General features: G+C 66.5%; 10 protein-coding genes. 3 read left to right on the top strand and 7 right to left on the bottom strand.

Annotated elements, in window-relative coordinates:
- Positions 1-14: 14 nt before the first annotated feature.
- The 3 genes from D107_RS0101340 to lpxB are packed head-to-tail and all read left to right on the top strand — an operon-like array spanning position 15 to position 3,335.
- Entirely contained in the window at positions 15-1,028 is a 1,014-nt protein-coding gene (locus tag D107_RS0101340) for a Gfo/Idh/MocA family protein (protein ID WP_018866981.1), read from the top strand.
- On the top strand, positions 1,025-2,122 hold the full coding sequence (locus D107_RS0101335; RefSeq protein ID WP_018880575.1) for a DegT/DnrJ/EryC1/StrS aminotransferase family protein: 1,098 nt from the start codon (positions 1,025-1,027) through the stop codon (positions 2,120-2,122). The genes D107_RS0101340 and D107_RS0101335 overlap by 4 nt, the downstream gene beginning before the upstream one ends.
- A 40-nt stretch (positions 2,123-2,162) precedes the next feature.
- Positions 2,163-3,335, top strand: a complete 1,173-nt coding sequence (lpxB, locus tag D107_RS0101330; protein WP_018880574.1) for a lipid-A-disaccharide synthase — start codon at positions 2,163-2,165, stop codon at positions 3,333-3,335.
- A gap of 438 nt (positions 3,336-3,773) precedes the next feature.
- On the opposite strand, the gene lpxA is transcribed toward lpxB, so the two are convergent.
- The 7 genes from lpxA to ispC form a co-directional block, all read right to left on the bottom strand.
- Positions 3,774-4,556: an acyl-ACP--UDP-N-acetylglucosamine O-acyltransferase gene (gene lpxA / locus D107_RS0101325; protein ID WP_018866984.1), complete on the bottom strand. Its 783-nt coding sequence runs from the start codon at positions 4,554-4,556 to the stop codon at positions 3,774-3,776.
- Complete coding sequence (gene fabZ / locus D107_RS0101320; RefSeq protein WP_018866985.1) at positions 4,553-5,047, bottom strand: 3-hydroxyacyl-ACP dehydratase FabZ; 495 nt, start codon at positions 5,045-5,047, stop codon at positions 4,553-4,555. Before fabZ ends, lpxA begins: the two co-directional genes overlap by 4 nt.
- A 95-nt stretch (positions 5,048-5,142) precedes the next feature.
- Positions 5,143-6,156 (bottom strand): UDP-3-O-(3-hydroxymyristoyl)glucosamine N-acyltransferase, encoded by a 1,014-nt coding sequence (gene lpxD / locus D107_RS0101315; protein ID WP_018866986.1) that lies wholly within the window; start codon positions 6,154-6,156, stop codon positions 5,143-5,145.
- Positions 6,134-6,649, bottom strand: coding sequence for an OmpH family outer membrane protein (locus D107_RS0101310; RefSeq protein ID WP_018866987.1), 516 nt, complete (start codon positions 6,647-6,649; stop codon positions 6,134-6,136). The genes lpxD and D107_RS0101310 overlap by 23 nt, the downstream gene beginning before the upstream one ends.
- Before the next feature lie 41 nt (positions 6,650-6,690).
- Positions 6,691-9,024, bottom strand: coding sequence for an outer membrane protein assembly factor BamA (gene bamA, locus D107_RS0101305; RefSeq protein ID WP_369772453.1), 2,334 nt, complete (start codon positions 9,022-9,024; stop codon positions 6,691-6,693).
- Positions 9,025-9,096: 72 nt separating this feature from the next.
- On the bottom strand, positions 9,097-10,458 hold the full coding sequence (gene rseP, locus D107_RS0101300; RefSeq protein ID WP_018880573.1) for an RIP metalloprotease RseP: 1,362 nt from the start codon (positions 10,456-10,458) through the stop codon (positions 9,097-9,099).
- Positions 10,455-11,657, bottom strand: coding sequence for a 1-deoxy-D-xylulose-5-phosphate reductoisomerase (gene ispC / locus D107_RS0101295; RefSeq protein ID WP_018866990.1), 1,203 nt, complete (start codon positions 11,655-11,657; stop codon positions 10,455-10,457). Before ispC ends, rseP begins: the two co-directional genes overlap by 4 nt.
- Positions 11,658-11,664 lie beyond the last annotated feature (7 nt).

The raw sequence follows: 11,664 nt of genomic DNA, 5'->3' as shown, positions 1-11,664 counted from the left end.
ATCCGAGCCTACCCATGTCCCAATCCCCGTTACGCTGCGCCGCCATCGGCGTGGGCCACCTCGGCAGATGGCATGCCGCCAAGTACGCTGCGCTGCCGGATACCGAGCTGGTGGCCGTGGTCGACGCCGACCCCGAAACCGCCCAACGCGTGGCGGCCGACAACGACTGCCGCGCGGAGACCGATCATCGCGCCCTGATCGGGCAGGTCGATGCGGTCTCCATCGCCGCCCCCACCACCCTTCACTACGACATCGCCCGCGATTTCCTCGAGGCCGGCTGCCACGTGCTCGTGGAGAAGCCCATCACCGCGACCCTGGAGCAGGCCGAGGCCCTGAACCGGATCGCCGAGAAGCAGGGCGTGGTACTCCAGGTCGGGCATCTGGAACGCTTCAATGCCGCCCTGCGCCGACTGACCGAGAGCCCGCTGCATCCCCGATTCATCGAGTCCCATCGCCTGGCGCCCTACAAGCCTCGCGCCACCGATGTCTCGGTCGTCCTGGACCTGATGATCCACGACATCGACATCATCCTGTCGCTGGTGGACGCGCCGCTGACCGAGATCCGCGCCTCCGGTGCCCGGGTGCTGACCGGCGACATCGACATCGCCAACGCCCGCCTGGAGTTCGCGAACGGCTGCGTCGCCAATGTCACCTCCAGCCGCATCAGCACCAAGTCCGAGCGCCGCATGCGCATCTTCCAGTCGCATGCCTACGCATCCGTCGACTTCCAGAATCGCATCCTGTCGCTGAACCATATCGGTGACCCCGATCCGGAGACCGGCGCCCCGGCCATCCATCGCGAGGAGAGTGTGTTCGACGAGGCCGATGCCCTGCTCGCCGAGATCCAGGCTTTCGTGGCCGCGGTCCGCGGCCAGGGTCCGGTCGTCGTCAGCGGCCGCGACGGCCAGCGCGCGCTGGAGACGGCCAGCCGCATCACCGACCTGGTCTATGAAAACCTGAACATCATGAGCCGGGCCGACGGCCCGCACAGCCACCTCGATGCGAACCCCACAGGAGTCAAGCCGTGATCCCGATGGTCGACCTGCAGCGCCAGTACCAGAGCCTGCGCCCCGAAATCGATGCCGCCCTTCAGGACGTGCTGGCCGGCGCCCGTTTCATCCTGGGCCCCAATGTGCAGACCCTGGAACAGGAACTGGCCGACTACCTCGGCGTCGAGCACGCGATCACCTGCGCGTCGGGCACCGATGCCCTGCATCTGGCCCTGGCCGCGGCCGGGATCGGCCCGGGTGACGAGGTCATCACCACCCCGTTCACCTTCATCGCCACGGCCGAGGCCATCCGCTACGTCGGGGCCGACCCGATCTTCGTGGACATCGACCCGCGCACCTTCAACATCGATCCGGATCAGGTAGAGGCTGCGATCACCGAACGCACCCGGGCGATCCTGCCGGTGCACCTGTTCGGCCAGCCAGCCGACATGCCACGCCTGCAGGCCATCGCCGAGAAGCACAAGGTGATGATCGTGGAGGACTGTGCGCAGTCCTTTGGCGCGACGGTCGACGGCGTGCAGACCGGTGCGGGCAATGCCTTCGGCTGCTTCTCGTTCTTCCCCAGCAAGAACCTCGGGGCCTTCGGCGACGGCGGCCTGGTCACCACCAGCTGCCCGTCGTCCGCCGAGGCCCTGCGCCGTCTGCGCAATCACGGTTCCAGCGAGCGCTACTACCACGACGAGATCGGCTACAACAGCCGGCTGGACGAGATGCAGGCCGCGATCCTTCGGGTGAAGCTGCCGCACATCGATACCTACAACGCGGAGCGCCGCCGGGTCGCCGCGCGCTACCGCGACGGCCTGGCCGGCCTGCCCGTGGAGGTGCCCTTCGAGGACGGTATCGGGACCCACGTCTACCATCAGTACACGCTGCTGACCGATCACCGCGATACCATCATGGAGGCCCTCAAGGCCGCCGAGGTCGCCTGCGCGATCTACTACCCAGTGCCCCTGCACCAGCAGAAGGCCTTCGCCGACCTGAAGAATCGCCCGGAATCGCTGCCCGTCACCGAAGACATCGCCGCGCGCTGCCTGTCGCTGCCCGTGTTCCCGGAACTCGAGGACGCGCCCATCGACATGATCTGCGGGAAGATCCGCGAAGCCCTCGCATGACGCCACCCCGCCCCGCGCCGACTGGAGCCCCGCTCCGGCAATGACGCAGCATGTGGTGATCTGCGCCGGCGAAAGCTCGGGAGACGCCCTCGGGGCGGGGCTGGTCCACGAGCTCTCCGCGCTCGAGCCCGGACTGCGCTACTCGGGCATGGGCGGGACACAGATGCGGGCCGCCGGCGTCGACACGCTGATCGACGTCTCCGAGCTCGCGGTGGTCGGCCTGGTCGATGTGCTGGTGAACTACCCGCGCCTGCGCCGGCTGTTCCGGCGCATGAGCCGCCATCTCGAAACCGAGCGTCCGGACCTGCTGGTCCTGGTCGACTACGTGGAGTTCAACCTGCGCCTCGCGGCACATGCCCGCCGCCTCGGGATTCGTGTGCTGTTCTACGTCAGCCCGCAGCTTTGGGCCTGGCGCTCCGGGCGCATCAAGCGCATTCGCCGCTGCGTCGACGCCATGGCGGTCCTGTTCCCGTTCGAGACCGAGGTCTACGAGACCGCCGGCGTACCGGTGCGCTATGTCGGCAACCCGTTGGTGGACCGGGTGCAACCGCCGCAAACACCGATTCGGGAAACGCTGGACCTGCTGCCCGAGACGCGACTGGTTGGCCTGTTGCCCGGCAGCCGGAGCGGCGAACTGAAGCGCCACTGGCCCATGCTCGTAGACACGGTCCGGCGCATCCATGCCGCGCATCCGGATGTACGGTTCGTGGTTTCGATGGCACCCGGGGTAACGACCGATCGCTTGACCGAGCTCGCGGCCTGGGACGACCTGCCCCTGCAGTTCGTGGGAGGTGATACGCAAACCCATTCCCTGATGGCCGGGGCGGATCTCCTGCTGATTGCCTCCGGCACAGCCACGCTCGAGGCCGGACTGCTCCAGGCCCCGATGCTGGTCTTCTACCGGATGGGGGCCGTGAGCCATGCTGTGTTCTCGCGCCTCGTTCGCCTCGAGAACATCGCCCTGGTCAATATCGTCGGGGGCGAGCGCCTGGTACCCGAGTACCTGCAAGAAGATGCCAGCCCCGAGCGCCTCGCGCGGGATGCCATGAGCCTGCTCACACACCCCGAGGAACGGTTGGCCATGCGTGAACGGCTGGCCCGCGTGCGAGAACGCCTGGGGGATGGTGGGGCCGACCGCCGCGTCGCCGAAATGGCGCAGGAACTCCTCCAGCACGGCCATCTGTTGACCAGCCGCCACCCAGGCACCACTTAACGCTGTCCTGATTGCACCACAGAGGACACAGAGTGCACGGAGAAGGTCAAAGGCGCTTCACAGGAAGATGGGAAGGCAGGAAGGGGTAACAGGGGCGAGTCGCCGGCTGGCTCGGGGGCACCTGGAAGCTTCTGAGGGGGCGTGGCTGCGAATGTAGCGCGACTATGTTCCGTGAGACAGGGCGCCCTCGCCGTTCGCCACATCGCTTTGCGACCCGCGATGGCGAATTGGTCGATCCCCCGGATTACATACCGGTAGTGGCCAATTCACTTTGCGGTTGGAACATCCGCCCACCTGAAGGGCCGGTTTCCTGAAAGCATCCAACCCTGAATTTCTTCGCCCCTTCCAATCTTCCTGTGAACCGCCCTTGACCTTGCCATTCTCCGTGCACTCTGTGTCCTCTGTGGTTCAATGACCGAGGGAGTTGGAGCGCAAAGATCAGTGGGGGCGGCCGCCGCGCAGGATGCCGCGCCGGCTGCCACGGACAAACCCGATCAGGTTGCGCACCTCGGGGACGTCGGTCTCCTCGAACATCGTGTCGAGGTGGCTCTCGCGGCCGGCCCGGCCGCGCATGCCCTGAATGAATACCCGATGGAGCGCCTGGATGGCCTCGTTGGAAAAGCCATTGCGCTTGAGCCCCACCTTGTTGATCCCGATCAGACGCGCGTAGTTTCCGCTCGCCAGGCAGTACGGCGGCAGGTCGCGGTTCAGGGCGGCCCCCATGCTGGTAAAGGCATAGGTCCCCACCCGGCAGAACTGATGCACCAGGGTGAACCCCCCCAGTGTTGCGTGATCCTGGATCTCCACATGCCCGGCCAGCGAAGTGGCGTTGGAGAAGATGATGCTGTTGCCAATGGTGCAGTCGTGGGCGATGTGCACGTACGCCATGATCAGGTTGTCGTGCCCGATCACCGTTTCGCCCAGCCCCTTCTCGGTGCCCCGGTGCAGCGTCACCGATTCGCGGATCACGTTGCGGTCACCGATCACCAGCCGGGTCGGCTCGCCGCGATAGCTGGTGTCCTGCGGCTCCTCCCCGAGCGAGGAGAACTGGAAGATCCGGTTGTCGCGCCCGATCTCCGTGGGCCCGTTAATCACCACGTGCGGCCCGACCCGGGTCCCGGCGCCGATCTTCACGTTGGCACCGATCACCGAGAACGGTCCGATCTCCACCGAGGAGTCGATCTCGGCACTGGGGTGGACGTCGGCCCGCGGATCAATCACGCCGGAATTTCCTGGCCGGAACACATCAGTTGTGCGGTGGCGCAGACATCCTCGCCGACCTTCGCTACTGCATCGAAGCGCCAGATCCCGCGCACCGTCCGCTTGAGATCGACCCGCAGGTGAAGCTGATCGCCGGGCACCACCTGACGTCGAAAACGCGCCTCGTCGATGCCGACGAACAGGTAGAGCTGCTGCTTGTCCTGATTCTCGTTGCGCGCCTCTTCCGTCTTGAATGCAAGGAGCCCGGTCGCCTGGGCCAGGGCCTCGAGGATCAGGACCCCCGGCATCACCGGCTTGATCGGGAAATGGCCCTGAAAATACGGCTCGTTGATGCTGACATTCTTGATCCCCGTGAGATAGCTGCCCGCCTCCCACTCCAGCACCCGATCCACCATGAGGAACGGGTAGCGATGCGGCAGGTAGCGCATGATCTCCTGGACGTTAAAGTCATCCACGCCGGTGTCCTTTTTCTGATTCTTGAGATGCCGCATACGGACCGCTGCGCGGACGTGCGATACGACGTTCGATCGGTTCTTCGCCCGTACATGGGCCAGAACCGGCTGTTCCCGGGACGGGATCGTCCCCCCTAACGTGCCAGGCGTCGCAGCCGTGCCAGCATGCGATTCCACAGCCGCGCCTCCTGATGCGGCACCCCGGACGCGTAGTGACCCGCCCGGTCGATGGAGCGCGTAACCAGCGTCATCGCGTGGATCGTCACGTGATCCGCAATGGAAAGATGCCCCAGGATCCCGGCGCCGCCCCCGATCGCGCAATGGGCCCCGATACGGGCACTCCCCGCAATGCCCACACAGCCGGCAATGGCAGTATGGTCGCCAATCTCGACGTTATGGGCAACATGAACGAGGTTGTCGATCTTCACACCGGTGCCGATGCGCGTCGCCTGCAGCGCCCCGCGATCAATGGTGGTATTACCCCCGATTTCCACATTCGAGCCGATCACGACGCGGCCCAGCTGCTCGATCTTCTCCCAGCCGTTGCCGCCGGCCGATGCGAAGCCGAAGCCGTCGGCGCCGATCACGCAGCCGCTGTGCAGGATGCACCGTTCCCCGACCTCCACCCCATCGAGCAGCGTCACGCGCGGGTGCAGGAAGGTGCCGGCCCCGATGGTGACGCCCTCACCGACCACACAATGCGCGGACACCACGGCCCCCGCGCCGATCACCGTCCCGGCACCAATCACGGCGCCAACCGCGACGCTTGCATCGGCCGCCACCGAAGCACCGGGATCGACAAACGCACCCGGATGTACGCCCGCGGGCCGCAAGCGGCGGCGAGCGCCGAGGCACTGACTCGCACGCGCATAGCCCAGGTAGACATCCTGCAGCACAATCAGGGACCGCCCGGGAAACACAGGCAGGTCCGCGGTTGCGGGCACCAGGATCACGCCCGCGGCACAGTTCTCGATTTCTTCGGCATGCCGGTCGGGGTCGGTGACGAAACTCAGATCCCCGGGTCCGGCTGCGGCCAACGGGGCCAGCCCCGCAACCCGCCGCTCACCCTCGCCGACAAGCCGCCCGCCCAGGGTTTCCGCCAGCTCCCGGGCGGTATACCCGCCGTCAGTCGCGCTGCATTGCGGCAAGGATGTCGTCCGTGATGTCGATGCGATCACTGGCGTAGAGCACGTTACGCTCGGTGAGGATCAGGTCGATGTCGCGTTCGCGGGCGAGGTCGACGATGGCATCGTTGATACGCCGCTGGAGCTTGGCCAGCTCCTCGTTGCGACGCACGTTCAGGTCCTCGCTGAAGCTTTCCTGGGCCCGCCGGAACTCGCGCGAGCGCTGCGAGAACTCGCGCTCCAGATCTGCCCGTTCCGACGGATTCATCAGGTCCCCGTCGCGCTCCAGCCGGTCCCGCAGGCGCTGCAGCTCCTCGCGCTCCGCCACCAGCTCGGAATCGCGCGGCGAGAATTCGCGCTCCAGTTCGCGCATCGCCTCCTCGGCCTGCGGCGAATCCTCGAGGATCCGGTTCATGGTGACGAAAGCCACGTTCTGCGCGCCCGCCGCCGCCGGCAGCACCAGCCACCCGCTGACGACCATCATCACGATCACCCACCAGGCGAGCCCGGATCTCATACCGCCTCCCGATGCCCTGGCATCGTTTGCATCGACCATCTTCAGAAACTGGCCCCCAGCAGGAACTGGAAGCGCTGCAGATCATCACCCGGCTGGTCGTTGAACGGCTCGGCCACACTGAAGCTCAACGGCCCCACCGGGGAGAACCAGGTGACCGCGACCCCGGCCGACGCGCGCAACTCGCTACTATCGAAATCCGACACCTGATCGAACACGTTCCCGGCATCCACGAAAGTACTCATGCGCACCGCGTCGTTGTCGGCGGCAAACGGCATCGGGAAGAACAGCTCCGCGGACAGCGTGGTCCGGAAGCGACCCCCGTAGGGGTCGTCGTTCGAATCACGCGTCGCGGGCTGGCCATCCCGCAGCGGGCGCAGGTCGCCCAGGCGGTTGTCCTCATACCCGCGCACGGAGCGAATGCCGCCGGCGAACAGCCGTTCGTAGAACGGCACCTCGTCGCCCCCGTAGCCATCCGCATAGGCCAGCCCGGCCGACAGACTGAAGGAATAGCGATCGGACAGCCGGAAGATCTCCTGGCCCGAGTACGTCAGCTTGTAGAACTCGCGGTCACTGCCCGGAATCGCCACTTCCAGTCCGACCCGGTGCCGCCGACCTTCCGAGGCGAAGGTCGTGCTGTCCCGCGTGTCATGGACGTAGCTGGTCTCCAGCTTGTAGAGATTCGCCGAGTCACCGAACTCGTCCAGCTCGTCAATGATCTCGTCCGGCGTCCCGATGCGCGTCTCCGACGCCTCGACCGTCTCGATTTCGATGTTCTCGAAACCGGGCCGGACCTGGATGCGGTCGAATTCCGACAGCGGGATGCCGTAGGTCACGTCGAAGCCAAAGCGATTCGACGAGTACCGCGAGATGTTCGCCTCCTCGGCATCGATCTTCCGGTAGAACACGGAGAATCCGCGGCTCGCGCCGGACGGCGTGAAGTGCGGATTGGTCACGCTCATCCGGAACAGCTGGTTGACCTTGCTGGTACTGACCTCGGTCGAGAAGCGGTTCCCGGTCCCGAGAAAGTTGTCCTGGGTCAGACTGGCGGTCAGCAACAGGCCCTGGTTCTGCGAGAACCCGGCCCCCAGGGACAGGGCCCCGGACTGCTGCTCGGTCACGGTGATGTTCAGGTCCACCTCGTCATCCGTACCGGCGACCCGCTCGGTCTCCACGTTCACGCTCTGCACGAACGGCAAGCGCTGGATGCGCACCCGCGAGCGCTCGATCAGCGCGCCGTTGTACCAGGCGCTCTCCATCTGGCGCAGCTCGCGGCGATAGACCCGCTCCTCGGTGTTCTGGTTGCCGGTAATGCGGATGTTACGCACATACACGCGCGGCCCCGGGTCAACGAAGAAGGTAATCGCGACCTCACGGTTGTCCTCGTCCACATCGGGGACCGGGTTCACGTTGGCGAAGGCATAGCCCTCGCGTGTCAGCCGCTCGCTGATGCGCTCCGCCGACTCGGTGATCTGGCTGCGCGAGAACGGCGCGTCGATATCCACCTCGATCAGGTCTTCCAGCTCCTCGCGCGGGATGACGAATTCGCCGGCCAGATCCACGCCAGTCACCGTGTAGCGCTCGCCCTCGTCCACGTTGATGGTGATGAACAGGTCCTTGCGATCGGGCGTCAGGGTGACCTGCGTGGAGTCGATGTCGAACTCCAGGAACCCCTGGTCGAGGTAATGCGAACGCAACTGCTCCAGGTCTCCGGAGAGCTTTTCGCGGGAGTAATTGTCGCGGCGACTGAAGAATGCCCACCAGCGGGGCACCCCGGATTCAAAACCGCGGGTCAGCTCGCGCGTGCTGTAGCTCTCGTTGCCGACCACGTTGACCTGGCGGATCTTCGCCACCGGCCCCTCCGCGATGTCGATCTCCACGTCCACGCGGTTGCGCGGCAGCTCGACGATCTCGACGTCGATCTGGACGTTGTAGCGGCCACGGGCGAAGTACTGCTGGCGCAGTTCGCTCTCGATACGGTCCAGCATGGTCCGGTTGAACACTCGCCCCGAGCGCAGGCCCGCGGAGTTCAGGGCCTCGCGCAGCCCGTCGTCCGGGATGTCGCGGTTGCCGGAGAAGTTGATCTCGTTGATGGCGGGGCGTTCCGAGACGATCACCACCAGCACGTCACCGCGTCGCGCGATCTCGACGTCGTCAAAGAAACCGGTCTGGAACAGCTCGCGGATCACCTCCGGACTGCGACTGTCGTCGAAGGTATCGCCCACCTGCACGGGCAGATAGCTGAGCGCGGTGCCGGCGGTGATCCGCTCGAGCCCCTCGATCTCGATGTCCTCGATCTCGTACGCCTGCCCCCAGGCCGTCCCCGCCAGGCCCAGCAAGCCGATCAGGGCCATTCCTCTCAAGCTGTTTCGCGCCATGCTCTCCGCCAGAAAAAGGCCGCTCGGCAGACCCGTCGAAGACCCCCGATCCGGAGGGGCCCGTCGCCACGCCTAGCCGAACAGTCGTGTCAAATCATTGTACAGGGCCAGTGTCATCAGGCCCGCGATCGCCAGGAGCCCCACCTGCTGTCCGATGATCTGGGTACGCTCCGACACCGGGCTGCCCTTGACCGCCTCGGCGGCGTAATACAGCAGATGTCCGCCATCCAGCATCGGGATCGGCAGCAGGTTGATGATCCCGAGGGAAACACTGACCAGCCCCAGGAAACCCAGGAACGCCGAGACCCCGATCAGCGCCGAGACCCCCGCGAACTCGGCTATGGTAACCGGTCCGCTGATATTTTTAACCGACGCATCCCCGGTGATCATTCGCCACAGGATGCCGAGCGTCAGGACCGAGACATCCCACGTGCGCTGGACACCGGAAACAAAGGCCGACACCGGGCCCTGACGCACCAGGACCGCCATCTCCCGCGCCGCCGGCTGATCCGGGTCCACCCCGGCACCGATCCGGCCGATGCGCGTGCCCTCATGATCCACAGCCTCCGGCGTCATGCGCAGCTCCAGGGTTCGGCCATCCCGCTCGACCGTCACCTGCAAGTCCGTCTCCGGACGGGCACGCACGCGCTCGACCCAGTCGTTCCAGTCGGTCACCGCGTCGCCATCCACGGCCAGCACGCGATCACCCGGCTCCAGCCCCGCCGCCGCGGCGGGGCTCCCGGCCTCGACCGCGCCGATACGCGGTTCCAGCGCGGGGCGATACGGCCGCAAGCCCAGCTTGTCGAGGAACTGCCCCTCGCCCAGCAGCGCCTGGCGATCGCGCAGATCCACCTCGCGCTCGAACTCGCGACCCTCCACATCCCGCACCAGCAGGGTCACGGCCTCGCCGCGCACGGCATGATCCAGCAGCCGCAGGTTGGCCTGCTCCCAGTCCACGACCGCGCGATCCCCCACCCGCAGGATCTCCTGCCCGCGCTCGAGCCCGGCCTCGGCGGCCGGCGTCTCCGGCGCCACCTCGCCCAGAATCGGCTTGACCCCTCCCACGCCCACCATGAACATCACGGCGTACACCACGATGGCCAGGAGGAAATTCGCCGCGGGTCCCGCCGACACCACAAAGGTACGGGCCCCGAGACCCTTCTGGTTGAAGGCGCTCGGGACCTCCTCCGGCGCGACGGCCCCCTCGCGCTCATCCAGCATCTTCACGTAGCCGCCCAGGGGCAGCGCGGCGATCACGAACTCCGTCCGATCCCGTCCGAAGTAGCGCTTGTACAACGGGCGCCCGAAACCGACCGAAAACCGCAGCACCTTGACACCCATCAGGCGCGCGGCCAGGTAATGTCCATACTCGTGCACGGTCACGAGCACGCCGATCGCCACCGCAAATGCCAGCAGGCTCGTCAGAAAGGTCATGACACCACTTGCCGTGCGTTCGCCACCTGCTCCCCGGCGATCGCGCGTGCCTTCCGGTCAGCGCTCAACACCCGCTCCAGCGAGTCCACCGGCTCGGCCTCGATGGCATCGAGAGTGGCGGCGATCACCACTGGGATCTCGCTGAACGCCAGGCGTTCGGCGAGAAACGCCTCCACCGCCACCTCATTCGCCGCGTTCAGCACCGCCGTCGCCGTCCCCCCGCGCTCCAGGGCCTGATAGGCCAGCCCCAGCGCAGGGAAGCGCGCCGCTTCCGGTTCGGAGAACTCCAGCCGGCCCATGGTCAGAAGGTCCAGGGGCTCGACCCCGGATTCCATGCGCTCGGGCCAGGCCAGGGCATGGGCAATCGGTGTTCGCATATCGGGATTCCCGAGTTGCGCGAGCACAGAGCCGTCGTCATAGGCCACCATCGAGTGCACGATACTCTGCGGATGCAGCACGACCTGGATCGTCGACGGCGGTACCGCAAACAGCCAGCAGGCCTCGATCACCTCCAGGCCCTTGTTCATCATCGTCGCGGAGTCCACCGAGATCTTGCGCCCCATCTCCCAGTTGGGATGAGCACAGGCCTCGTCCGGGGTGATGCCGGCAAAGCTGTCCAGCGGACGATCGCGAAACGGCCCGCCCGACGCGGTCAGCCAGATCCGGCGGGCGCCGTGCGGTGTCACCGGCTCCGCACAGACATACCCGTTCGGCAGGCACTGGAAGATCGCGTTGTGCTCGGAATCGATGGGCAGCAGGCACGCCCCGGAGCGCCGCACGGCATCCATCAGCAAGGCGCCGGACATCACCAGCGCCTCCTTGTTCGCCAGCAACACCCGCTTGCCCGCCTCCGCCGCGGCCAGCGTGGGCAACAGTCCGGCGCCCCCCACGATCGCGGCCATTACCGCATCCACCTGCGGCGCGCGAGCCACCTCGGCCAGGGCCTCCGCGCCCGCGCGCACCTGCGTGCGCGAACCGGACGCCGCCAGGGCCGTGCGCAGGGCATCCGCAGCATCCGCATCGACCATCACCGCGATTTCCGGCGCGTGCCGGAGGCACTGCTCGCGCATGCGTTCCACATTGCGATGAGCCGTCAGGGCATGGACGCGGAACCGTGCCGGCTGACGCGCCACCACGTCCAGCGTGCTCAGCCCGATACTGCCGGTCGATCCGAGAATGGTGAGCTGCGTCGTCTTCATGAGTACC

The organism is Thioalkalivibrio sp. ALE30, from assembly GCF_000377465.1.
In the GTDB taxonomy this organism is placed as follows: domain Bacteria; phylum Pseudomonadota; class Gammaproteobacteria; order Ectothiorhodospirales; family Ectothiorhodospiraceae; genus Thioalkalivibrio.
The sequence above is the reverse complement of the archived record's forward strand: the minus strand, read 5'-3'. Positions and strand labels throughout refer to the sequence as shown.

Excerpts from the sequence above, each read along its gene's own strand:
- D107_RS0101310 (WP_018866987.1), bottom strand. The coding sequence starts at position 6,649 with ATGAGATCCGGGCTCGCCTGGTGGGTGATCGTGATGATGGTCGTCAGC.
- lpxB (WP_018880574.1), top strand. The coding sequence starts at position 2,163 with ATGACGCAGCATGTGGTGATCTGCGCCGGCGAAAGCTCGGGAGACGCC.
- fabZ (WP_018866985.1), bottom strand. The coding sequence starts at position 5,047 with ATGCGGCATCTCAAGAATCAGAAAAAGGACACCGGCGTGGATGACTTT.
- bamA (WP_369772453.1), bottom strand. The coding sequence starts at position 9,024 with ATGGCGCGAAACAGCTTGAGAGGAATGGCCCTGATCGGCTTGCTGGGC.
- ispC (WP_018866990.1), bottom strand. The coding sequence starts at position 11,657 with ATGAAGACGACGCAGCTCACCATTCTCGGATCGACCGGCAGTATCGGG.
- rseP (WP_018880573.1), bottom strand. The coding sequence starts at position 10,458 with ATGACCTTTCTGACGAGCCTGCTGGCATTTGCGGTGGCGATCGGCGTG.
- D107_RS0101340 (WP_018866981.1), top strand. The coding sequence starts at position 15 with ATGTCCCAATCCCCGTTACGCTGCGCCGCCATCGGCGTGGGCCACCTC.